The 22992-nt window shown below is 72.6% G+C and carries 21 protein-coding genes; 8 read left to right on the forward strand and 13 right to left on the reverse strand.

The window, feature by feature from the left end; genetic code table 11:
* The first annotated feature begins 154 nt into the window (after nt 1–154).
* Nucleotides 155–1579 (forward strand): sigma factor, encoded by a 1425-nt coding sequence (locus ACIO5D_RS07985; protein ID WP_400794321.1) that lies wholly within the window; start codon nt 155–157, stop codon nt 1577–1579.
* Nucleotides 1580–1615: 36 nt separating this feature from the next.
* Here ACIO5D_RS07985 and purU read toward each other — a convergent pair whose 3' ends face one another.
* Both purU and ACIO5D_RS07995 read right to left on the reverse strand, forming a co-directional pair.
* Nucleotides 1616–2482: a formyltetrahydrofolate deformylase gene (gene purU / locus ACIO5D_RS07990; RefSeq protein ID WP_363607860.1), complete on the reverse strand. Its 867-nt coding sequence runs from the start codon at nt 2480–2482 to the stop codon at nt 1616–1618.
* Nucleotides 2483–2581: 99 nt separating this feature from the next.
* Entirely contained in the window at nt 2582–3097 is a 516-nt protein-coding gene (locus ACIO5D_RS07995; protein ID WP_363607861.1) for a hypothetical protein, read from the reverse strand.
* Nucleotides 3098–3292: 195 nt separating this feature from the next.
* On the opposite strand from ACIO5D_RS07995, the gene ACIO5D_RS08000 reads away from it, so the two are divergent.
* Entirely contained in the window at nt 3293–4591 is a 1299-nt protein-coding gene (locus ACIO5D_RS08000; RefSeq protein WP_363607862.1) for an ABC transporter substrate-binding protein, read from the forward strand.
* A gap of 100 nt (nt 4592–4691) precedes the next feature.
* On the opposite strand, the gene ACIO5D_RS08005 is transcribed toward ACIO5D_RS08000, so the two are convergent.
* Together ACIO5D_RS08005 and ACIO5D_RS08010 are read right to left on the reverse strand one after the other, a co-directional pair.
* Nucleotides 4692–5870 carry a hypothetical protein gene (locus tag ACIO5D_RS08005; protein WP_400794323.1) on the reverse strand — a complete coding sequence of 393 codons (1179 nt, stop codon included), beginning with the start codon at nt 5868–5870 and terminating at the stop codon, nt 4692–4694.
* A 173-nt stretch (nt 5871–6043) separates the two neighbouring features.
* Nucleotides 6044–7420, reverse strand: a complete 1377-nt coding sequence (locus ACIO5D_RS08010; RefSeq protein WP_363607864.1) for a transcriptional regulator — start codon at nt 7418–7420, stop codon at nt 6044–6046.
* A 306-nt stretch (nt 7421–7726) separates the two neighbouring features.
* Here ACIO5D_RS08010 and ACIO5D_RS08015 point away from each other — a divergent pair, with 306 nt between their 5' ends.
* Nucleotides 7727–8434: a bifunctional DNA primase/polymerase gene (locus ACIO5D_RS08015; protein WP_400653720.1), complete on the forward strand. Its 708-nt coding sequence runs from the start codon at nt 7727–7729 to the stop codon at nt 8432–8434.
* A 509-nt stretch (nt 8435–8943) separates the two neighbouring features.
* Here the strand turns inward: ACIO5D_RS08015 and ACIO5D_RS08020 are convergent.
* The gene (locus tag ACIO5D_RS08020) at nt 8944–9636 is read right to left on the reverse strand and encodes a metal-dependent transcriptional regulator (protein WP_363607866.1); all 693 of its coding nucleotides are present in this window, start codon (nt 9634–9636) and stop codon (nt 8944–8946) included.
* A 233-nt stretch (nt 9637–9869) separates the two neighbouring features.
* Here ACIO5D_RS08020 and ACIO5D_RS08025 point away from each other — a divergent pair, with 233 nt between their 5' ends.
* The 3 genes from ACIO5D_RS08025 (at nt 9870) to ACIO5D_RS08035 (ending at nt 12661) form a co-directional block, all read left to right on the forward strand.
* Nucleotides 9870–10634, forward strand: coding sequence for an SIS domain-containing protein (locus tag ACIO5D_RS08025; protein WP_400653719.1), 765 nt, complete (start codon nt 9870–9872; stop codon nt 10632–10634).
* A 249-nt stretch (nt 10635–10883) separates the two neighbouring features.
* Nucleotides 10884–11783: a DUF4231 domain-containing protein gene (locus ACIO5D_RS08030; RefSeq protein ID WP_363607868.1), complete on the forward strand. Its 900-nt coding sequence runs from the start codon at nt 10884–10886 to the stop codon at nt 11781–11783.
* A gap of 23 nt (nt 11784–11806) precedes the next feature.
* Nucleotides 11807–12661 (forward strand): alpha/beta fold hydrolase, encoded by an 855-nt coding sequence (locus tag ACIO5D_RS08035; RefSeq protein ID WP_363607908.1) that lies wholly within the window; start codon nt 11807–11809, stop codon nt 12659–12661.
* Nucleotides 12662–12685: 24 nt separating this feature from the next.
* Here the strand turns inward: ACIO5D_RS08035 and ACIO5D_RS08040 are convergent, their stop codons facing one another.
* From ACIO5D_RS08040 to ACIO5D_RS08050, 3 genes are all read right to left on the reverse strand, one after another.
* Nucleotides 12686–13663, reverse strand: a complete 978-nt coding sequence (locus ACIO5D_RS08040; protein WP_400653718.1) for a 2-hydroxyacid dehydrogenase — start codon at nt 13661–13663, stop codon at nt 12686–12688.
* A 73-nt stretch (nt 13664–13736) separates the two neighbouring features.
* Nucleotides 13737–17729 (reverse strand): FxSxx-COOH system tetratricopeptide repeat protein, encoded by a 3993-nt coding sequence (fxsT, locus tag ACIO5D_RS08045; protein WP_400653717.1) that lies wholly within the window; start codon nt 17727–17729, stop codon nt 13737–13739.
* On the reverse strand, nt 17726–19096 hold the full coding sequence (locus tag ACIO5D_RS08050; protein WP_363607870.1) for a TIR-like protein FxsC: 1371 nt from the start codon (nt 19094–19096) through the stop codon (nt 17726–17728). Before ACIO5D_RS08050 ends, fxsT begins: the two co-directional genes overlap by 4 nt.
* Before the next feature lie 418 nt (nt 19097–19514).
* On the opposite strand from ACIO5D_RS08050, the gene ACIO5D_RS08055 reads away from it, so the two are divergent.
* Nucleotides 19515–19709, forward strand: a complete 195-nt coding sequence (locus ACIO5D_RS08055; RefSeq protein WP_400653716.1) for a DUF397 domain-containing protein — start codon at nt 19515–19517, stop codon at nt 19707–19709.
* 184 nt (nt 19710–19893) lie between these two features.
* Here the strand turns inward: ACIO5D_RS08055 and ACIO5D_RS08060 are convergent, their stop codons facing one another.
* From ACIO5D_RS08060 to ACIO5D_RS08075, 4 genes are all read right to left on the reverse strand, one after another.
* Nucleotides 19894–20340 carry an NUDIX domain-containing protein gene (locus tag ACIO5D_RS08060; protein ID WP_400653715.1) on the reverse strand — a complete coding sequence of 149 codons (447 nt, stop codon included), beginning with the start codon at nt 20338–20340 and terminating at the stop codon, nt 19894–19896.
* A complete protein-coding gene (locus ACIO5D_RS08065; protein ID WP_400653714.1) occupies nt 20337–20726 on the reverse strand; it encodes a hypothetical protein in 390 nt (129 codons plus the stop codon). The genes ACIO5D_RS08060 and ACIO5D_RS08065 overlap by 4 nt, the downstream gene beginning before the upstream one ends.
* A 238-nt stretch (nt 20727–20964) precedes the next feature.
* A complete protein-coding gene (locus ACIO5D_RS08070) occupies nt 20965–21396 on the reverse strand; it encodes a GNAT family N-acetyltransferase (protein ID WP_400794393.1) in 432 nt (143 codons plus the stop codon).
* The gene (locus tag ACIO5D_RS08075; RefSeq protein WP_400653713.1) at nt 21393–21755 is read right to left on the reverse strand and encodes a VOC family protein; all 363 of its coding nucleotides are present in this window, start codon (nt 21753–21755) and stop codon (nt 21393–21395) included. The genes ACIO5D_RS08070 and ACIO5D_RS08075 overlap by 4 nt, the downstream gene beginning before the upstream one ends.
* A 225-nt stretch (nt 21756–21980) precedes the next feature.
* Between ACIO5D_RS08075 and ACIO5D_RS08080 the strand changes: the two genes are divergently transcribed.
* Nucleotides 21981–22277 carry an NUDIX hydrolase gene (locus ACIO5D_RS08080; protein ID WP_400653768.1) on the forward strand — a complete coding sequence of 99 codons (297 nt, stop codon included), beginning with the start codon at nt 21981–21983 and terminating at the stop codon, nt 22275–22277.
* 178 nt (nt 22278–22455) lie between these two features.
* On the opposite strand, the gene ACIO5D_RS08085 is transcribed toward ACIO5D_RS08080, so the two are convergent.
* Complete coding sequence (locus ACIO5D_RS08085; protein ID WP_400794325.1) at nt 22456–22992, reverse strand: hypothetical protein; 537 nt, start codon at nt 22990–22992, stop codon at nt 22456–22458.

Genomic DNA, 22992 nt, shown 5'->3' on the forward strand with positions numbered 1-22992 from the left:
CAGCGGGATCGGCGGTCGATCGCACGATGTGACGATCCGAAGCCCGGGGTTCCATTCTTCACGGAATCCGTCCGTCCCCGGAAGACCGCGGGATACCGTTGACCACGGCAGCGGCCCCACGGCGGAAAACCCCACGGCAGGAGGGTGGTGACCGATGACCACCCCCGGCAGCGCCCCGCGCTGGGACGAACAGCTCCAACGGCGCCTCGCCCGCGGCGAGGAGACGGCGCTGGGCGAACTCTACGACCAGCTCGCACCGATGGTGCACGGCCTGGCCGGGCGGATCCTGGCCGACCAGACCGCCACGGACCGGCTCACCCGCGAGATGTTCGCCCATCTCTGGGAGCACCCCGAGGACTTCGACCCCGCCCAGGACACACTGCGCTCCTGGCTCGGCGCCCTGACCCACCGCCGCGCGGTGGACCGGCTGCGGACACGGCCCGGCGCCTGGGCCCTCGGCGCCTGCCCGCCCCGCGAGGCCGCCGACCGGGAACAGCACCTGCGGGCCTGCCCCGAGTGCGTCGGGGAGGCCGCCCGGCTGCGGGACGCGGCCGACTGGCTCGCCGCCGACGAACCCCTCGACCAGCCCGGCTCACTGCGCCAGCAGGTGCTCGGCTGGTGCCTCTCCCGGCGCCCGGCCGACCTGCCCGTCCCCGCCTGGGGCGCCCCCTACACCGCCGAGACCGCCAAGCTCGACGCCCTGCTGCGCGACCTCGGCCCGGAGGAGTGGCAGGAGGTGGCCGAACTCCCCTGGCACGGCGGCACCGAGCACCTGCGCCCGGCCGAGGTGCTCTGCCATCTCGCCGCCGTGGACGGCTATCTGGCCCTCGCCCTCGGTCTGCCCGACCCCGTCCCGGGCGGCGCACCGCCGCCACCGGACCGCCGGGTGCCGCCGCAGACCCTGGCCCCGCCGGTCCCCCGGGTGCCCGCGCAGGGCGGCCCGCCGTTCGCCGGGATCACCGGGCGCACCGCCCGGCTGACCGCCGAACAGGCCGACCGGCCACCGCAGTCGGTGCGCGCCCGCTGGCGCCGGCAGACCCGTGAACTGGTCCGCTCCGCCGCCCTCGCCCCGCAGGGCAACACCCCCGTCGACTTCGGCTTCGCCGTCGTCCCGCTGCGCGACGCCTTCGTGGACCGGGCCTTCGAGTGCTACGTCCACGGCGAGGACGTGGCACGCGCGGTCGCGTACCCGTACGCCCCGCCCGCACCGCAGCACCTGCGGCAGATGGTGGACCTGGCCGTCCGGATGCTCCCGCCCGCGCTGGCCGGGCTCCGCGCCTCCCGGCCCGGGCCCGCCGCCGCCCCCGCCCACTGGCCGGGAGACGACGGGCGCCCCGGCCGGCGGCTGCGGCTGGTGATCGACGGCCCGGCGGCCGGCGAGTGGCTGATACCCCTGGACGGCCCGGACAGCGGCCCGCCCCTCGGCGAGCCGGTGGCCTCGATGGTGCTGGACGGGCTGGAGTTCTGCCAGCTCGCCGCCGCGCACCGCGACCCGGACCGGCTGCTGGTGGGCGAGCACGGGGACCGGGCCGCGATCCGCGAGGTGCTCCGGGCGGCGCCGCTGCTGTCCCGGCCCTGATCCGCGACCGGCCGCCGCCCGGGGAGCGTGTCGGGCTCAGCCGAAGACGACCGTCCGGGTGCCGTTGAGCAGCACCCGGTGCTCGCTGTGCCACTTCACCGCACGGGCCAGCGCCTGGCACTCGACGTCCCGGCCGAGCGCGACCAGCTGGTCCGGCGTGATGTCGTGGGTCACCCGGGCCACCTCCTGCTCGATGATCGGGCCCTCGTCCAGGTCGGCGGTGACGTAGTGCGCGGTGGCACCGATCAGCTTCACGCCCCGGGTGTGCGCCTGGTGGTACGGCTTGGCGCCCTTGAAGCTCGGCAGGAAGGAGTGGTGGATGTTGATCACCTTGCCGGAGAGCGCGGTGCAGAGCCCGTCCGAGAGCACCTGCATGTAGCGGGCCAGCACGACCAGCTCGACGTTCTCCTTGGCCACCAGGTCCAGCAGCTCCTGCTCGGCCTCGGCCTTGTTGTCCCGGGTGACCGGGATGTGCCGGAACGGGATGCCGTAGCCCTCGGTCAGGTCGCGGAAGTCGGTGTGGTTGGAGACCACCGCGGCGATCTCCACCGGCAACGCGCCGATCCGGGTGCGGAACAGCAGGTCGTTCAGGCAGTGGCCGAACTTGCTGACCATGAGGACGATCCGCATCCTCTCCTCGGTCGGGTGGATCTGCCAGTCCATCCCGAACGAGGCGCCGATCGCGGCGAAGCTGGCCCGCAGCTTGTCGGCGGTGACCGGCTCGGCGGCGGAGAAGTGCACCCGCATGAAGAACAGCCCGCTGTCCCCGTCCCCGAACTGCTGGCTGTCGATGATGTTGCAGCCGGTCATGAAGAGATAGCTGGAGACCGCGTGGACGATGCCCTGCTTGTCGGGGCAGGACAGCGTGAGGACGTACTGGGCGCTGGCCGTCTGCTGTTCCACGGTGGGGTTGTCCCGTCCTGAGGTCGTTGCGTCGTGTGGACGGTCCAGCGTGTCACATTCCGGACAGCGGCCGTCCCGGTGCCCGCACTGCGGGACGGCTCAGACCTGGGTCAGGATGCGCAGCACGTCCAGCGACCGGGGCGGGGTGTCCGGGTCCTCGCCGTCGTTCACCGCCAGCTTGACGTGCGCCTCCCGGGCCGCCCGGACGGCCTCCGGCCAGCCGTGGTGACCGAGGTAGGCGGAGGCCGGGGCGTCCGCGCCGACCTGGTGCAGGATCCGGACCACCCGCAGCACCGCGACGTCCACCACGGCGGCCTCGGCCGAGTCCCGGAAGATCGTGCCCACGTACTTCTCCGCCGACCAGCGGTCCAGCCAGGTGTCCTCGACCAGCCGGTAGACGGCGTCGGTCACGTCGCCGTAGCCCTCGCGGCCGGCCAGCCAGGTGTCCTGCTGGAAACCGGGATCGGACAGCATGTGCAGCGCCGAGCGCAGTCGGGCTCGCCAGCGCCACCAGGGCAGGTCGTTGAGCGGCATGCCGCCCATCGTGCTGGAGCGGTGGCCCGGACGAGAAGGGTTTCGGGCAGACCGGTGCGAAGAATCTGTGCTGGCGGACATGAAGAACGATCGTACGTTCCTCGACCGTTCGGGCTCCACTTCCACATTCCTCCCGTTCTCCGCCTCCTCTACACGCGTCCCCGCCCTGATTTCAGCCCTCGTTCGCCGTCCCTTCGCTTTTCCGCCCTCTCTCCTTGCGGCGTGCGGGCTTGGCTGGTGCCGGTGCGCAGCACAGCGCCCAGGGAGGGAAGACCGATGACCAGCCGAAGGGGCTCGTTCCAGGCTCAGAACCCGATCGCGCGGCACCGTCGCCGCCGCCCGATCGCCGCAGCGGTCACCACCGTGGCCCTGCTCCCAACCCTCTTCTCGGCCTCCGCGTGCGGCGGACCGGCCGATGCCTCGACCGGCAGTGGCGACCTCACTGTGATGACCTGGGCCCCGTCCGGCACCGGCTCCACCGACCGGCCCGGGATGACCGCGCTGGCCGAGGCCATCGGCCGGGACATCAACGCCAAGGGCGGTCTCGGCAACCGCAAGCTGCGGGTCCTGACCTGCAACGAGCACAACACCGCGGACGGTGTGACGGCCTGCGCGCAGCAGGCCGTGGACGCCAAGGCGGTCGCCGTGATCGGCTCGTACAGCCAGTACGGCGACAACTTCATGCCCATCCTGGAGCGCGCCGGGATCCCGCTGATCGGCGGGTACGGCCTGTCCCAGCCCGAGTTCAGCAGCCCGCTGTCGTACCCGGTGGGCGGCGGCATGCCGGCCCTGATCGGCGGCAGCGGCCGCCAGCTGGTCGACGCCGGGTGCCGGGCCGTCTCCCTGGTCCGCCCGGACACCCCGGCCGGCGACAACCTGCTCGGCTACCTGGCCAACGCCCTCAAGCCGGCCGGGATCAAGCTGCTGGACGTCAAGGCGCCGGAGCAGTCCACCGACTACACGGCGGTGGCCCGCAAGGCACTCGGCAAGGACGAGGCCGGGAACTGCATCACCAGCGCGCTCGGTGCCGAGCCGACCGGCAGCCTGCTGGACTCGTACCGCCGGCTGGGCCCGAAGAACACCCGGATCGCCTCGGTGATCGGCAGTGTCCAGCAGTCGGTGGTGGACTCCACCGGCGGCGACAGCGGCCCGCTGGCCGGCGCCTACGTGACCAGCTGGTACCCGCCGGAGTCGGCCAAGATCTGGGACCCGCTGCGCACCGTGGTCCGCGGCGACACCGTCGGCGGGACGATCGACGTCGCCGACCCCGGGGTGCAGAGCACCTGGGTCGCGTACGAGGTGTTCCGGCAGGTGGCCGACCGGCTGGGCGCGGCCGGGCGGCCGGTCACCGCCAAGACGGTGACCGCGCTGCTGGACAGCGGCGACCAGGTCGACGTCGGGGTCACCCCGCCGCTCAACTGGGGCACCACCAACATGCTGCCCAGCACCGAGTCGCCGCGGCTGGTGAACACCTGGGTCACCTACCAGGTGGTCAAGGGCGGGCGGATGACCCTCCAGCAGCCGGGCTTCGTGGACGTCCGCTGGGTGCTCACCGGGAGCAAGCCGCCGGCGTGATCGCCGCGGGCCCGACGGTGGAGGGCCGGACCGGCCGACCGGTCCGGCCCTCCGTCGTCCGTTCCCGGGGGGCCACCGGCCCCTGGACTGTCGGCCCCGCCTACAGGTCCCCGTCGCCCCGGGTCGGCAGGCCGGTCTGGGCCGCGATGGCGTTCCACAGACCGGAGGCCTGCTTCTTCGCGGTGGTGGCGCTGCCGCTGGCCTGGACCGCGTTCTTGTAGTGCTGGTTGTCCAGCTTCTTCGGGTCGCAGGCGCCCGGGGCCTGCGAGTCCCCCGCCCAGGCGGCGTACTCGTCGTCGGCCGTCGCCGAGGCCTGCCAGGCCGCGTTGAGCTGCTCGACCAGCTGCGGGCCGCCCTGCAGCTTGTCCGTCTTCAGCGCCGCGAGCTTGGTCTGCAGCTCCCGGCGCTTGCCCGCGGCCTCGGTCAGCGCCTGCTGGGACTCGGGCAGCTTGTCGCACTTCTGCACCGCGGCCACCGCGCCGACCACCGCCTGGCGGCTGTCGCTGGCGGTGCCCAGCAGGTCGGAGAGCGACTGGGCCTGGGCCTTGACCTCCGGGCTGACGGCCGCGGCGGCCGAACCGCTCGCGGTCGGCGTCGCGGCGCCGGTGCTGCTGCCGGTGGCCACCGGGGCGGCCTGCTTCTCCTTGCCCGGCTTGGGGTCGTCCCCGTTGATCAGGACGGCGACCAGGATCCCGGCCGCCACGCAGCCGGCCACCACACCGCCGATGATCAGCTTTCCGGAGGAACGCCCGCTGCCGCCCTGGCCGGTCGGGACCTGGCCGGTCGGGTAGTCCTGCGCGGGGTAGTCGTGACCGGCGTAGTCCTGCCCGGGGTACTCCGGGGCGGCGGGGTGGTACGGGGCGGCCTGCGGGTACGCCTGGTAGCCGTGGTCCGGCTGCTGCGGGTAGCCCGGCGCGGGCTGCTGGTGGCCCGGCTGGACCGGGTAGCCGCCGCCCTGCGGGTCCGCGCCGGGGTACGGCGGCAGGTACTGGGTCGCCTGGGCGGCATCGGCCTGCGGCGCACCGTACCCGGGCTGCGGCGCGCCGCCCCACGAGCCGCCGCCCTGGGGCGGGACGGCCTGGGTCGGCGGCGTGTGCATGTCCTCGCCGAGGTACTCCGGCTGTCCGGACGGCTGCCCCACCGGCGGGACGCCCGGCTGCCCCGGCCCCGGACCCTGCGGCTGGCCCGGCTGCTGTCCGGGCGGCCGGCCCGGCTCGGGGCGGAACAGATCGTCCAGGTTGAAGTCACCCGAGTTGGGATACGAGCGGCGCTGGCTCAACGCGATTCCTCACCTGTGCACGACCGCGCGCTGACGGCGGACCACATCTCGTCGGTTCTTGGGAGCATCACAGTTCCTTGGACGTCGCGCCCACGCTACCGGTTCACCGAAGCAGGTGACCACGTGGGCGGGACATCCCTCACCGGCCCCTCACGCGACGTACCGACACCTGGTCAGGCGGCCTCCGCCTCCACCCGGGCCTGGAACTCGCGGACCACCCGCTGCTCCCGGAAGGGCTCCAGCCGGCGCCGGAACTCGTCCAGGTACTCCACGCCCCGGTTGGACCGCAGCCCGCTCAGCAGCCGCATCGCCTGCGCGCCCGTCTCGCAGGCCCGCTCCAGGTCCCGCTGCTGCAACTGCGCGGTGGCCAGCAGCACCAAGTCCACCGCGCGGCGCCGGACCCTGGTCGGCGGGTGCAGGTCGAGCGCCCGGCGGGCGTAGTGCTCGGCCTGGCCGGCCTGCTCCAAGTCCCGGTGGCAGTGGGCCAGCTCGTCCGCCAGGTAGGCGTCGTCGAAGTGGACGATCCAGTCCGGGTCGTCCTCCGGACGGCGCCGCTCCATCGCCTCCAGCGCCTTGGCGGCCACCGCCTCGCACGAGCGGGCGTCCCCGAGCAGGGCGTGGCCGCGCGCCTCGGCCGCGTAGAACATCGCCATCGCCGTCGGGGTGGCCACCGCGCGGGTGCCCTCCTGCGCGGCGCGGGCGAGTTGGGCGATCTCCCGCGGGTTCCCCAGCGTCGCCGCCAGATGGCTCATCGAGGCGGCCAGCACATAGCCGCCGTACCCGCGGTCGTCCGCGGCCTGGGCCAGCCGCAGCGCCTGGATGTAGTACCGCTGGGCCAGGCCCGGCTGCCCGGTGTCCACCGCCATGTAGCCGGCCAGCTCCGTCAACCGGGCGACCGCCGCGAACAGTTGCCGCCCGGTCTCCTCCCGGTAGGCGCCGCCGAGCAGCCCGGAGACCACACTGTTGAGGTAGTGGACGACCACCGGGCGGACGTGCCCGCTGCCGAAGCGGTGGTCGAGGTCGACCAGCATCGCCGTGGTCGCCCGGATGGCGGCGACATCGGTCGGGCCGACCCGCGTCCCGCCGGTCCGCGCCACCACCGGGTCGGGCGGGGTGATCAGCCAGTCCCGGCTGGGCTCGACCAGGGCGGAGGCCGCCACCGTCGCCCCGGTCAGGAAGTCCCGCCGGCCGACGTCACTGCGCCAGAGCTCGCAGACCTGCTCCAGCGCGGCGTTCAGCGTCGGCGCGAACTGCAGCCCGATCCCGGAGCTGAGGTTCTTGCCGTCGGCCATGCCGATCTCCTCGACCGACACGCTCCGCCCGAGCTTGCGGCCGAGCGCCTCGGCGATCACCGCCGGCGCCTGCCCACGCGGCTGCTGGCCGCGGAGCCAGCGGGCGACGGAGGTCTTGTCGTACCGCAGGTCCAGGCCGTGCTCGGCCCCGCAGAGGTTGACTCTCCGCGCCAGGCCCGCGTTGGAGCAGCTGGCCTCCTGAATCAGCTGCTGCAGACGCTCGTTGGGCTGTCGTGCGACAAGTGGTCTCGCGGCCATTGGGCTTCGCCTCCCCACACCCTCCGGTCCCGGCCGGTGGGCGAAGATTCTGCTGATCTGTTGCCGACTGTCCGACCGTCCAAGGAATCTGACACCAGGTTAGCGATCAGCAACGCCAGCGGGATACCCACGGTGACGATCCCCACCCCCCACGCGCCCTGGTAAATGCTCCCATGCGCCCCCACTGCGCCCGTCCCGGGCCGCCCCAACTCGGTTGCCTCACCGGTTCGGGTGACATTGCCGCCGTGCGACACGCCGTCCCCCGGCGGGCCGTAACCAGCCTCACGCACGGTAGTTGATCAGCCCGTGGAAGACATCCCAGACTCCCCCGACCAGGGCCTGAACGCCGGACCGCCCCAACTGCTCACCGAAGCCGTCGGCCACGCCGAGAACCGCCACTGGGAGATCACCCCGGGCACCTGGCTGGTTGACGGGGACGGACCGGCCGACTGCTCGTGCGGTGACCCGCGCTGCGCGCTTCCCGGCGCCCACCCGGTCGACGCGGACTGGGCCCGCAGAGCGAGCGCCGGTCCGGGCGCGGTGCGGCACTGGTGGACCGACCGGCCGAAGGCCTCGATCCTGCTTCCCACCGGCCGGTCCTTCGACGTCCTGGACGTGCCGGAGGTGGCGGGCTGTCTGGCGCTGGCCCGGATGGAGCGGATGAACCTCCAGCTCGGCCCGGTCATCGCCGTGCCGGCCGCGCCCGGGCGGGTGGGCCGGCGGCTGCACTTCCTGGCGCTCCCCGGAGTCGCGGCCAGGCTGCCGGAGCTGCTGCGCAGGCTCGGCTGGCCGCCGGGGCGGCTGGACCTGGTGGCCCGCGGCGAGGGCGACTGGACGGTGGCACCGCCGTCCAGGGTGGGCCCCGCCGGTTTCGCCCAGTGGGCCCGCCCGCCCTCCGCGGCGAACCGCTGGCTGCCGGACGGCGCCGAGCTGATCAGCCCGCTGGCGTACGCGTGCGGGCGCGAGGCCCCCGCGGCCGACGCCCGGCCGGCCCAGCCGGCGGCGGTGCGCTGAGGCCGGCCGGCCCACTGATTCACCGTCCCGTGAACGGCCGCCCTACGCCTATCGGGTGAGGGCGTGCGATGCGCGACACCCCGCGCACGGCTGACGGGCCTTGTCTCCCACCGGAGACGGGGTCCGTCACACGCCTGTGCGGATAAGGCTTCCGTGTACCCGCTGATCAACGGCGGAAGCCCCTCGTACGAGTGACAGCGCTCAAGGATTGCCATGATCTGCCGAGGGGAGAAATTTCACCGAGAGGGGACGCCGGAAGGGTCGCTCGGACGGGGAAGCCGGGCGAGGCGGTCGGGAGGGACGGAGGGGAACGGGAGGGACCGGGAGGGGACGGAGGGGCCGCGCCACCGGCCGAGCTCGGGGAGGTCCGGTGGCGCGGAAACAGGAGGGGACGGGGAGGGGCTGGGGGCGAGCAGGGCCCGGTGCACGGGGCACCGGGCCCTGCTCATCGGCTCGTCGCCCGGGTCCGTCGACCCGCGCCCACCGGTCCGCCGTCGGCCTCGCCGGCGTCAGACCTGGGCCACGAACACGTGCTGGGCGATCTCCTTGCCCAGCTCCGCCGCGTCCTCGCCGGTGCCCACCAGCACCCCGCCGACCCCGGCCGAGACCCGGACCGTCGAGCCCGGCCGGATGCCGGCCCGGCGCAGCGTGCGCATCAGCTCCTCGTCCGTCTGGATCGGCTCCCCGATCCGGCGGACCACCACGCTGGCGCCGCCGTCCCCCGGCCGCACCGCGTCCAGCGTGACGAGCGCGGCGTCGAAGCCCTCGCCCTCCGCCTTGGTGTCACCCAGCTCGTCCAGGCCCGGGATCGGGTTCCCGTACGGGGACTGGGTGGGGTGGCCGAGCATGGCCAGGACCTTGCGCTCGACCGTCTCGCTCATCACGTGCTCCCAGCGGCAGGCCTCCTCGTGCACCTGCTCCCACTCCAGGCCGATCACGTCGACCAGCAGGCACTCGGCGATGCGGTGCTTGCGCATCACCCGCACCGCGAGCCTGCGGCCCTCCTCGGTGAGTTCGAGGTGACGGTCCCCCGCGACCTGGAGCAGTCCGTCCCGCTCCATCCGGCCGACGGTCTGGCTCACCGTCGGGCCGCTCTGTTCCAGGCGCTCCGCGATCCGGGCGCGCATCGGGGTGATGCCCTCCTCCTCCAGCTCCAGGATGGTGCGAAGGTACATCTCAGTGGTGTCGATCAGCCCAGACATCGCCGCTGGCTCCGTTCCTCGGTGTCCTCACCGCCAATTCTGACGTACCGCACCGACTACCGGGCCCGCACGACGGACACGGGCCCCGGTTTTCGTCGCCGTTCCCGTGGCTGTTGACAGCGGCGCCGGTCAGGCAGCACGGTGCTCGCCGTAGCTTTCTCCACCGGCGGTCCGGATCGTCCGGGCCGCCCCACCCGGCCGGCGCCCCCACCGGCAGAGAGCGAAGGCAACCGATGAACGAGCTGGTCGACCGGTACTTCGATGCCGCGATCGCCCACCTTCAGCGGGTCCGCACCGAGGAGGCCGAGTCCATCGAGGCGGCCGCCACGCTGCTGGCCGAGGCTGTCACCGAGGGGCGCCGGGTCTTCACCTTCGGCTCCGGCCACTCCTCGCTGGCCGCCCAGGACGTGGTCTACCGGGCCGGCGGACTCGTTCCGGTGAACCTGCTCGACGTCCCCGGGATGGCCGGGGTGACGGTGATGCCGGCCCCGCTCTCCAGCGCGCTGGAGCGGGTCTCCGGCCTGGCCACCACCACCCTGGACCTCACTCCCGCCACCGCCGGGGACCTGCTGTTCGTCATCTCGCTCTCCGGCCGCCAGATCATGCCGGTCGAACTGGCCCAGTACGCCCGTGCCCGCGGTCTGAAGGTGATCGGGCTGACCTCGCTGGCGTACCCGGCCGAGGTGGCCTCGGCGCACCCCTCCGGCACCTATCTCAAGGACCACTGCGACGTGGTGCTGGACAACAAGATCGCGGTCGGCGACGGCGAGCTGACCCATCCGGCCGCCGAGACCACCTTCGGCCCGGTCTCCACCATCGTCGCCAGCGCGCTGATGCAGGCCGTGGTCGCCTCGGCGGTCGGCCGGCTGGCCGACGCGGCCGCCGCCGGCACCGGCGCCACCCCGCCGCTGTTCCGCTCCGGCAACGTGCCGGGCGGCATGGAGTGGAACGCCAAGCAGATGGCCGACAACGCGGAGCGGATCTTCTACACGTTCTGATCCGCACGCTCCGGTCCACGTTCTGGTCCGCACGTTCCGATCCGGCGCCGGGGCCGCGCTCGCGGCTCCCGGTGCCGGTCCCCGCCCCGGCACCGCGATATGGGACAACCTCGGAGGCTTCCCGGCCATTGCGGCCCGGCCGGACGCCCCACCAGGCGTACCGGCCCGCCGCCCGGGGCAGGAGAGCGGTGCGACCGGAGCGACGGGTGGGGGCCGAGGATGGCGTCGGATGCGGGTCCGATGGGGTGGGTGCGCGAGCACGAGCTGCTGCCCGAGCTGTTCTGGGCCGCCGACTCGGCCTCGCAGCAGGGGCAGCGGCGGGCCGTGCTGCTCTCCGCCTGGGAGCTGGTCCTGCTGGTCGCCGCCGCCGCGACCGGCTCCGCCGACGGCGACCCCTGGGCCTGGCTGGCCGCCCTCGCCTATCTCGGCGCCATCGTGCTCGCCCTGGTGATCAGCCGACAGAACCCGCAGGGCCTCTGGTACGAGGGCCGGGCCGCCGCCGAGTCGGTGAAGACGCTGGCGTGGAAGTACGCCGTCCGCGCCGACGCCTACCAGCCGCCGCCGCGCAGCCTGCCGGACGCCGAGGGCCTGTACAGCTTCCAGCTCGGCCGGGTGCTGCACGCCTTCCGGGGCAGCCGTGCGGTGGGCGCGGGCACCGGCACGGAGATCACCGACGCGATGCGCGACCTGCGCGGCCGGCCGCTGGCGGTGCGCCGCGAGGTGTACCTCAGGGAGCGGATCCAGGTGCAGCACGACTGGTACCGGGCCAAGGCCCGGTACTGCGCCCGGGCGGGCTTCTGGACCGGGGTGCTGGGCGTGGTGCTGCCGCTGCTCGGCCTGGTGCTGGCGGTGCTGCGGGCGATGGGCGAGTTCGGCTACGACGCCCTCGGCACCGTCTCGGCGGTGGCCGCGTCGGTCACCGCCTGGGCGCAGTTGCGCCAGTACCGGCCGCTGGCCGCCGCCTACCGCCTCGCCGCCGACGAGCTGGAGCTGATCCGGCACCAGCTCGCCCGGCTCGACGTCGGGGCGGCCGGCGCCGAGGAGAGCTGGGCCCGGCTGGCCCGCGACGCCGAGGACGCGGTCTCCCGGGAGCACACCACCTGGCAGGCCCGCCGTGAGGTCCGCGCCACCACCGACCGGGACCACTGAGGAGGCCGCGCGTGTCGTTACGGATGGTCAAGGCCGCGGACAACCGCGTCCTCGCCGTCGAGACCCTGGGCGACCCGCGCGGCCGGCCGGTGTTCCTGCTGCACGGCATGCCGGGCAGCCGGGTCGGCCCGCACCCGCGCAGCACCGTGCTGTACCGGCTGGGCGTGCGGCTGATCTCCTTCGACCGGCCCGGCTACGGCGACTCCACCCGGCTGCCCGGCCGCCGGGTGAGCGCGGCGGCGGCGGACGTCCGGACCATCGCCGACGAGCTCGGGTTGGCCGGGTTCGCGGTGCTCGGCCGCTCCGGCGGCGCCCCGCACGCGCTGGCCTGCGCGGCACTGCTGCCCGAGCGGGTCAGCCGGGTGGCCGTGCTGGTCAGCCTGGCGCCGCGGAACGCGGCCGGCCTGGACTGGTACGCCGGGATGACCCCGTCCAACGTCCGGGCGTACCAGGAGGCCGAGCGCGGCCGCGAGCGGATCGCGGACGCCATGCAGTTCCGGTCCCAGCAGATCAAGGACGACCCGGTCAGTCTCCTGCAGGGCCTGCGGTCCGAACTGCCGTCCACCGACCGGGAGGTGGTCGCCGACACCGGGTTGCGGAGGATGCTGCAGAGCAACTACCGGGAGGCGTTCCGGCACAGCGCCGACGGCTGGATCGACGACGTGCTGGCGTTCACCACCGACTGGGGTTTCAAGGTCGAGGACATCGCCGTGCCCGCCTGGCTCTGGCACGGCGCCGACGACCAGTTCTCCCCGGTCGAGCACTCCCGCTGGCTGGCCGACCACATCCCCGGCGCCGCGCTCTTCCTGGAGCCCGGCGCCGCCCACTTCGGCGCCTTCCGGATGATGACCACCGCGCTCAGCTGGGCGGCCGGGTAGCCGCCGCGGCCGGTCCTGCCGGTCCTACCGGGCCGCCGTCACCGGCGTCACCGGGGCGCCGCCGGCCAGCACCGCCAGCACGTTGTCCACCGCGAGGCCGCCCATCGCCTGCCGGGTGCGGACGGTGGCGCTGCCCAGGTGCGGGGCCAGCACCGCCCGCTCCTGGGCGAGCAGCGCCGACGGCACCTCGGGCTCGCGTTCGAAGTTGTCGACGGCGGCCGCGAACAGCGCCCCGGACTCCAGTGCGGCGGCCAGCGCGAGCTCGTCCACCACTCCGGCGGTCATGCTCACCACGACCGCGCCGGGCGGCAGCCGGTCCAGCCGGCGGGCGTCCAGCAGATGCCGGGTGGCGGCGCTGAGCGGGCAGGTGACCACCAGGACGGCGGACCGCGCGAGCAGGTCGTCCAGCGGCAGCCAGGTGGCGCCGTCCGCCTCCCCGGGCGGCAGCTCACGGCGGTTGTGGTAGGCGACCGGCATGTCGAAGGCCCGGGCCCGGCGGGCCACCGCCTGCCCGATCCGGCCCATGCCGAGGATGCCGAGCGGGGTGCCGGCCAGCTCCAGGCCGAGCAGGAAGTTCGGCGCCCAGGCCCACGGCCGCCCGGAACGCAGCCACCGCTCGCCCTCGCCGAGCCGCCGGGTGGCCGCCAGCAGCAGGGCCCAGGCCATGTCGGCGGTGGCGGCGGTGAGCACGCCGGGCGTGTTGCTGACCTGCACCCCGCGTTCGGCGCAGGCCGCGAGGTCGATGTTGTGGTGGCCGACCGCGTGGTTGGCGACGATCCGCAGCCCCGGGCCGGCCGCGTCCAGGAACTCGCCGTCCACCACGTCGTCCAGGGTGGTGATGACGGCGGACCGGCCGCGCACGGCCGCCAGCAGGTCACCGCGGGCCATCGGGAGGTCCGTGTCGTGGCAGGTGGCGGCATGGTGCGCGGTGAGCCGTTCGGCCACCCCGGGCGCGAGCCGTCGGGTGACCAGGACCGGGGGCAAAGAGGACAGTTGGGTCATAGGGCCCGCAGCGTACCCTGCCGCGGGCCGCCGGGCGCCTGCGGCAGGGTACGCCGGCCGGACGGGCCGCCGGTCACACCGGCTGCGGTTCGAGGTCGCGGTTGATCCGCTTCCAGCCCCGGGCCGAGACCGTGTTGGGGTGCTCCTCGCCGAACTGGCGGATCAGCTCGGCGACGGCCTTGGCCCGCAGCTCGGCGGCCTGGGTGTGCCGGCCGGCCGAGCGCAGGGTGACGGCCAGGTTGGCCTGACAGGCCACCGCGTCCGGGTGCCGGGGGGTGTACCGCGCGCAGAGGCCCTCGTAGGCGGTGCGCTCCAGCTCCTCGGCCCGGGTGTACTGGCCGTCGTCGCCGTAGGCGTTGGCCAGGTTGATCATCGCGTTCAGGGTGAACGGGTGCTGCCCCCCGACGGTCCGCAGCAGCGCCTCCACGGTGGCCTGGCCGCGGTCGATCGCCTCCCGGATGTCCCCGCTGCCGCGCAGGTAGATGCCCAGGTTGTTGCCACAGGCCAGGGTGAACGGGTGCTCGTCGCCGAACAGCCGCCGGTGGCCCTCGAACACCGTGATGGCCAGGTCGCGGGCGGCCTCCTTGTCACCGGAGGCGCTGTAGTCGGCGGCCAGGTTGAGCGCGCAGGCCAGGGCGTCGGGCGCGTCGGCGCCGTAGCGCTCCAGGTAGCGCTCGTAGGTCTCCTTGGTGATCCGGCGGGCCTCGGCGAGCTGGCCGGCCTTGCGCAGCGAGACGGCCAGCGACTTGGCGTTGCGCAGGTTCTCCGGCAGGTCGGGTTCCAGCACGTCGCCGAAGTCGTTGGTGACCTCCTGGAGCAGGTCGGCCGAGCCCTTGTAGTCGCCGAGTTCGCGCAGGTCCCGGGCGAGGTTGGACTTGGTGGAGAGGGTGTAGGGGTGGCGCGCGCCGAGCACGGCGGTACGCCGGTCCAGGGTCTCCCGGTCGAGGTCGCGGGCGGCCTCGCTGTCGCCGACCAGCCGGTAGTCGATCGCCAGGTTGTTCGCCATGGAGAGCGTTCGCGGGTGCTCCTCCCCGAACAACTCCCTGAACTGGTCGAGGATTTCGCGATCCATGTCGAGCGCGGACTGGAACCGGCCGAGCGCCCGGCGGTCGGCCCCCAGCGATCCCGCGGTCATCAGGGTGTACGGGTGGTGCTCGCCCAGCAGCACCCGCTGGCGCTCCAGGGTGGACTCGTCCAGGGCCAGCGCGTCGGCGTAATTGCCCTGCGAGCGCAGCACGTTGGCGAGCTGGAAGCGCAGCAGCAGGGTCTGCCGGTCGTCCGTGCCGAGCTTGCGGGTCCACTCCGCGTCCAGCGCGTGGCCGAGGTCGCGGGCGCGGTCCAGCTCGCCACGCTTCCACAGGTAGCGGACCCGGTCGATGAGCAGCTGGCGGGTGTCCGCCTCGTCGCAGTTGTGCGCCTTGGACGGCGACAGGTGCGGCCAGATCTCGTCGAACGCGGGCCAGTTGGCCGGGTCGTCGGTGTCGCCGAGGACGGGCCGGGCGCCGGTGAGGATGCGGTGCACCTCGTGGACGGCGGTCTCCTGCTCCTCGTCGCTCATCTCGGACCGGATCACCGCCTGGACCAACCGGTGCACCTGGAAGCTGTTGCTGCCGGCGTCGACCTTGGCGAGCGCGTACCGGCCGATCGCCTGGATCACCTTGCCCAGCATGAACTTGTCGTTGAGGTCCTCGTCGTACTTCACCAGCGCGCGGATCATCTGGTCGCTGTAGAAGAGGTTCATCGAGATCGGCTCCGGCGCGAAGAACGCGCAGAGCTGCAACAGCCGTACCGCCGCGGGCGACTGGGTGCGCAGCCGGGCGATGGAGACGTTCCAGGTGGCGCCGACCGGCGTCGGGTAGTCGGCCGGCCGGGCGACGGCCAGCGCGCGGGCGGCCTCGGCGTGCAGCTGGGCGACATAGGTGCCGACCGGCGTGCCGGTGGTGTCCAGCCAGGCGGCGGCGACCTCGACGGCCAGCGGCAGGTCGCCGACCGCCTCCGCGACCCGGTCGGCGTCGGCCCGGGAGAGCCCGCGGGCGCGCCGGCAGAGGTGCTCGACGCTCTCGCCGCGGGTGAAGACGTCCACCTCCAGCGCCTCGGCGTGGCCGGACCAGGCCTGGTTGCGGGAGGTGACCAGGATGTGGCCGGAGCCGCCGGGGAAGAAGCGGCGGATCTCGGCCGGCTCGTCGGCGTTGTCGAAGATCAGCAGCCAGCGGGAGGTCGGCACCCCGCGGCGCAGGGCCTCCCGGGCCGCCTCGGCGGCCTCGGTGACCGAGTCGCCGACCCGCAGGCCCAGCCGGCGGGCCAGATCGGCCAGGGCCGGGGCGACCAGCTCGGTCTGCTCGGCGTCGATCCACCAGACCAGGTCGTAGTCGGACATGAAGCGGTGCGCGTACTCCAGCGCCACCTGGGTCTTGCCGACGCCGCCGAGGCCGTACAGGGTCTGCGGGGTGGGCAGCACCGCCGCCATGCCGCCGCGCAGCTGGTTGCGCAGCTGCTCCAGCACCGCGGAGCGGCCGGTGAAGGACGGGTTGCGCGGCGGCACGTCCCAGACCTGCGGCTTGCTGCCGGGGAAGCGCGGCCCGGTGCCGGTGGTGTCGGCGAGCGTGACCTCGGACCGGCCGAGCGCGCGCAGCAGGGTCTGCACGGACTGCACCTCGTCCCGGCCCACCAGGTCGACCGGGTTGCGGTTGCTGAACGGCGCGGTGAGCCGGACGTCGCCGACCCGGACCGGCACCAGCTGGCGGCGGGTGCCGGACGGGTCGGAGCTGACCACGGACTCCCAGAGCGCGCGGGCCTGCGGCGAGCGCTGGTAGGCGGGCGAGAGCACGGCGACCGTCCGGTAGGCGGCGTCGATGCCGCGCTCGGTCTCCTGCCGCGGGTCCGAGCCCGCGCTCAGGTCGCGGGGCAGCACCCGGAACCCGGCCCGGGTCAGGACGGACTCGATCCAGTCCGCCCACATCCGGTCCTCGGGGACGTAGGAGAGGTAGAGGTCGGCCGGCACGGACGGGCGGCGCCGGGTGAAGGCGTCCACATAGCGCAGCCGGACCTCCTCGTCGACGGTCGGCAGCGAGGCGGCCCGGCCCTCGGTGATCACACCGGTCAGCCGCTCGCAGGCGGCGAGCATCGAGGTCGGGGTGCCGCCCTGGTCGCCGAAGGTCGCCAGGATCTCCTCGTAGGCGTAGAACGGCCGGTACGGGATCTCCACCGAGCCCCAGTAGTGCGCGAGTTCATCGCCGCTCAGGCCGGCCGGCAGCCCGTCGAAGCGGATCCGGGCGAGCGCCCGGCCGGCGTCCGCCTTCTCCTTCTCGCCCTCGTCGATGCGCATCGGCACCGGCAGGATGCGGATGCCGCGCTCGCGGTAGCGGTCGTGGATGTGCTGGGCGATCCGGGAGGCGCCGTCGATCGACTGGTCGCTCAGGGTGAAGCAGACCACCAGGTCGTCGGGCATCTGCACGGTGCAGATCTCGGCGATGTCGGAGAGGCCGGTCCGGGAGTCGATCAGCACGTAGTCGTAGCGCTTGCGCATGTCGGCGCGGAGCGCGTCGAAGAACTGCCCGCCGTCGAAGCGGTCGTAGAAGATGTCCCAGTCCAGGTGGGTGACGGCCTCGGAGTAGTCCCGGTTGAACTGGCCGGCGGAGAGGAAGTCCAGGCTGCCGCCGCCGGGGAAGCCGGGCCAGGCGAGCGAGAGGGCGTGCGGGTGCACCCGGGCGAAGTCGAGGTGCCAGCCCTCGGCGTGCTCGACCGGCCGCAGCGCCTCCTCCCGGTACTCGGCGATCAGGTCCATCATCCCGGTGGTGCCGGCCAGCGCCGTCGGGTCGAGGAACGGGTGGAAGAACTTGGCGAGGCCAGGCGCCTCCAGGTCCCAGTCCACGGTGAGCACCCGGAAGCCGTTGGCCGCCAGGATCCAGGCGGTGTTGGCGAGCGCCATGGTGCGCCCGGTGCCGCCCTTGTAGGAGTAGAAGGTGATGATCCGGCCGTTCCGGTCCTGCTCCGCCTCGCGCTGGGCGGCGAGGTCGGCGGCGCTGAGGCCGCCGATGCGGAGGTTCCTGGTGCGGTTGTCGCTCATAGGGTTCCTCCCCCGGGCGGCATCCCGTCGTCCGGGCGGTCGCCTCCGTCACGTGCTGGATGGTCGTGGCCGAATGGTGCGGATCCGGATCCGGGTCCGTCCCGTCCGCGCCCGTACCGGAAAGCGTCCCGCAGACTGGGCCTCGGCGCCGCCGGTTCGTCCGGTTCGTTCCTGGTCCGGCCCTCGAAGGCGTACTTGGCCTTCATCGCGGCCCGGGGCAGCGCGTCGTCGAACTCCTCCAGGCTGGCCAGCCCGGGCGGTCCTCCGGTCGCGCCGAGAAAGCTCGGACGAGCCGAACGATGGGTGAACTTCAGTGCCTGGTCACTGAGTTCGCCAAGCTCACCGTGGCGCTCGACGCAGTCCGGGTCCTCCAGGTTCCACGGCTCCAGGACACTCACCCAGGCCGAGTCGGAGCGGTCGAAGCGGCGGACCAGCTCACGGCGCCGCTCGTCCCGCAGCGCCCAGCGGTCCAGCAACAGCAGACCGGGCGCGGCCGGGTCGCCGCCCCCGGTGATCGCCTCGGCCTCGTCGTCGAACTCGTGCACGGTCGCCTGGAACCCCAGCTGCCGTGCCAGACGCACCGCGTGGTCGGCCAGTGACCGACCGGCGGCCGGCCGGTACGGGTGCCAGTCGGTGCGCTTGGGCCCGTAGAAGTCGGGGTTCCGGTCGGGCGGCAACTCGCCCTGGTGGTAGGAGAGTACGGAGATCCGCAGCTGCTTGGTGGGCGCGGCCACATTGAACGCGCTGGGCTGCGACTGGAATTCCAGCCGGCGGCCGACCGGAATCACCGTCTCCTCGGCCACCTCGACGATCCGCCGGGCCAGCCGGTGCACGGCCAGCTCGTAAGCGGACCGGAAGTAGCTGAGCTTCATCAGCGCGTACAGGCCCTCGGTGGCGTAGTCCGGGCCGAAACTGGCGTGGTTGAACTGGAGTTCGCTGGCCACCTGCGGAAGCTTGTAACGGCTCATCGGCGCCCAGAGCACCGGTACGATACCGCTTGTCCGCTCCGAGTCGATGTTCGCCGGATAGACCGGCCGCCGGGTGAACGAGTACCACTCCTGCCCGCACGGGACGCTGTTGAAGTACCGCGGCGAGTACAGCGGCACGAACACCCGGCAGGTGGCCAACTCCTCCGAGAGCCGCTCGGCCCACAACTCGCCCTGGTGCATGGACTCGTCCATGAACCCCACCGACACCCCGGCGGGCGCGGTGGTCAACTGCAGCACCGCCTCGCAGAGATCCCGGTACAACTGCCGCACCCAGTGGTTGGGGTCACCGGCCCCCCGGGCACCGGACTTCGGGGTGTGGGCATAGCTGAGGAAGAAGTACGGCCGGGCGGAGTCCTCGTCCCAGCCACGGTCGTTCACACGCGCCTCCCCCTGGCCCGTCGGCAACCTTGATCCCGCAGCCCCCGTGCGCGGGGCTTCAGTGTAGGAACGAACGACACCCCAATGGAATAGCACAACAAGCCGCACCAATTGACATGCCCGAAACGATCGCCCCCACACGGGCCGCCCGGGCGCTGCCCTCCGCCCCAACGGCACTCCGGCGCTGCTCCGGCGCTGTCCCGGCGCGCGGGGAGGCGCCCCCGGTGGCCCGTCACCTGCACCCGTTCGTCGTTCCTGGCGATCCCGAAGGAGTAGCCTCGTACCGGCGGAAGTCCGGCCGGCTCAACAGCCTGGCGCTCGCTCCGCTGGACACTGCCGCCACCTCACCGTCGCCGGCCTCCCGGGACTTGAGGTGATTGATCCGGCACATCCGCTACAAGGTCCGAGGAAGGCAGCCATGGCCCAGCTCAACTGGGAGAAGTCCAGCTTCAGCAACGACCGAGCCGACTGCATCGAGATCGCGACGGACGGGGACCTCGTCCACATTCGCGAGTCGGACAACCCTTCCACCGTCGTCACCACGACCAAAGCCAAACTCGACGCCTGGATCCGAGGCGCGAAAGCCGGCGAGTTCGACCACTTCACCCCCTGACCCGGGCTTCGTTGGATTCGCGGCCCGTGCCCCGACAACCCGGGGCACGGGCCGCAGTCGTTCAGCCCAGGAGCGCCCCTCACACCTGGCCGCACGCCCACGGCTTCCCTGCGGCCGGGTTCGCCAAAGACGTAGGTCCAGCCCCGTCCGGAAGTCCGGCTGAAGCGAGCCGCCACACAGGATGTCAGCCCGCGAGGAGCAGGCGCGTCTCGTCACTCACCTCGGGCAGCTCGCCCCGGTCCGCCCAGGTCGAGTCGTCGTGCTCGGTGAGAACGATCGGCCCGTACTTCCCGACGGCGACCGCGAAGGTGAACTGCCGTGTCAGCAGGCCGTCGCCGGAGGTGTAGTCGAAGGTGCCGACGTAGCCGGTGACCTCGGAGACGGTGAGACCGGTCTCCTCCATGACCTCCCGGCCCAGGGCCGCCTCCAGGTGCTCGCCCGGCTCGACTCCGCCACCGGGCAGCTCCCACAAGCCGCCGAGAAAGTCGTCGGGCTTCCGCCGCAGCAGGAGCACGCGGCCCGCCTCGTCGGTGATCAGCGCGCCGACGACGAACTGCCCGACACCTGCGCCCACCGCTTCGGCCAACAGGCCGGGGACGAAGTCGGGTTCCGTGGCAAAGAGAGAGGTCACAACAACTCCTTGTGGTGGTCGATCACCTTACGGGCCGCGCGTACGTACTGCTCGGCCAGCGGAAGATCCTCCTCACGATGCCAGACAGGCAGCTTGATCGTGCGCCGGTAGGTGTGCTCGGCGACCGGGAAGTCCCCGTCCACGTACCGCCGGTGAGAGTTCGGGTGGTCGGGGAACAACGGGCCGGGTCGCCGGTACAGGGGGAGCTGATTCATCGGGCGCGTCGAGCCGGGCCGGTCGAACTCGGTGGCGCCTTCCGCCACCAGAGCGCGATGGAACTGCTCGGCACCCAGTCCGCCCAGCTCGGCAGGCCGGTAGGTGAGCGTCAACCCGTACCAGGACGGAATCACCCCGTCGGGCATCGGGATGACATCCAGCCCGGGCATGTCCGCGAACTGCTCGCATCAGCTCCACCCGGAATGTCTCAGGAGGATAGCTGCCGATCAGACAGGTCCTGTCTCAAGGATCACGGCCGGGTGATCGAGCTGGGACACCGAATGCGACCCGGTCGACAACACCTACCAGCGCACTGTCAACCGGAAGCTGACGGTGCAGGAGCCGCAGCACACCCTGGCCCAAACCTCTGCCACTGCCGCTGCCACTGCCAGCGGGCGGCGTCGGCGGCTATCGCGTTGCCGGGTTCTTCCCGGTCAAGACCAGGATCAGCACGTCATGTAGCGCGGCACCTGTCCAGGGACGGTTCTCGCCGACCTTCTCGTAGCCCCAGGACCGGTACGCTCGGCCGGCCGCTTCGGCTTCGGGTCGAGTGTTGAGCAGGACGCGCTCTTGTGTGAGGCCGTCCACGAGAGCGTGGTGCACCGCCGTGGCGACACGCTGCCCGCGCCAGGCGGGGCGAACTGCGAGCTCGAACAGACCGAAGGTCCGGTGGCCGTCCTCGCGACTCACCCGATCCGGTACAGGCATGATCAGGGTGTCCCACCACCCGGCGGAAGCGGGCAGCGGGTAACCATAGGCCATACCGACGGGCTCGCCGCCGTCGGTGCGCGCCAGGACGGCACGATCTGCACGGCCTGGCCTGACCGCCGCACCGCTCAGCGGCCGTCGTCAACCCCCAGCACCACCCCGAAGGGGTCAATGACCTGCGCAATCTGGCGCTGGGGGGACAGTCGCAGCGGGCCGCGGTGATGCGTGCAGCCCGCCTCCAACAACCACGCCAGGGCCTTATCCACGTCGGCGACCCGCCAGTAGACCACGGGGCTGCCACCGCGCGGGTTGCGCTCATCATCCGCCGGGTGGAACCCGATCTCGACGCCGGCGTGCTCCACCCACGCGAAGACCGCCCCGCTCTCGCTCACCTCGCGATGGACCGGCACCCCCAGCAGGCTGCTGTACCAGGCAGCAGCCTCATCGGGCGAGTCGGCGAACGCCATCACGGCTACTACGCTCTCGAACACGGCTTGCCTCCGGATCTCGTCCAAACTGAGCGACACATTTGCGGAACATAGGGCTCAGAAGGGAAACTACCGTTCAACAAGGGCAGCTCAAGCGCGTGTTGACGAAACACCGCCTCGCCGCAGTGAGCCCTCCTTGACCAACTCGGTTTCTCTGTAGACACGGTGGCCACGTGGTGCGCCGATCCCGCCGTGGTTCCGAGGGCCGAGATACAGCAGTTCCTGGATGTGCTGTACGAGAGGACGTCGAACGCAGCCCGGCAGCGCTTCGCGCTCCTGGTCGCGGGGGAGCAGACCGGACTCGGCATGGCCGCGGTCAAGTTCCTCGGCGAGCGCGTTCACCCGAAGGCCGGGCGGCTCATGTCGTACACGGCCTGCGAGACCGTGAGCGGAACCGCCCGGGTGGTGGACGCCGAAGAGCTGGACGCGCCGGCCTGGGTCGCACACGCGGAGATCCCCGGGTGCGTGCCGTACGGACTCTTCGAGCCGGTGCGGGCCTACCTCGATTCCGCGCCGCCCGGCTGACCGACCGGTCAAGGGCCACCGGCCTGGAGCCGTCGCCTCTTCGGCAGGCCGAAGAGGCGACGGTGGTGATGGCCGGCCTCGGCTCGGGGCACGGGTGCCGAGCACGAGAACGCATCCCGTTCCACGCGGTGTGCCGCAAAGCAGCACTGCACGAAGCACGGGCCGCTGCCCTCCCCCGTCACTGCGGCGGGGGCTTGAGACAGGGAGTGTCAACGCCGAGAACCATGCGATCGTTGCCCGCAGTGCTGGATACGTCAACGAGGTAGTTGCTGCTGGGGTGGCGGGCGACGACGGTGGCCGAGGGCTGGCCCCCGGCGGTCTCCCGGTAGTCGATGATCTTTAGACCCTCGTTCTTGAGCAGGTCCCGAATCTTGCGAATCGCCTCGTTGTGTTGGGCGTTCGGGACGTTACTGTGCACCGCGTAGCCAAGGTTGAACCGGTCGTCGGGCGCGAGTTCGCCGTTCTTTCCGACACAGGAGGTGAAGACCGGCCTAACGGGTTCGTCGTTGATCTGAATTCCGGCGGCCTGGGCCAGGTGCTCGGTGAGCTGACGGGCCCAGCTCTGGGCATCCTCACGGGACTTCACCGGCAGAGGGGCGTCCTTACCGGTGTCAGGGTTGGACATACAGGCTCCGAGAGTCACGGCCATCAACGCGGCGGCCACGAGACGGCGCGCGCAGATGACGGGGTGCGGGCGAATGAGCAGGGTGGCCAT

Source organism: Kitasatospora sp. NPDC087315 (assembly GCF_044744345.1).
In the GTDB taxonomy this organism is placed as follows: domain Bacteria; phylum Actinomycetota; class Actinomycetes; order Streptomycetales; family Streptomycetaceae; genus Kitasatospora.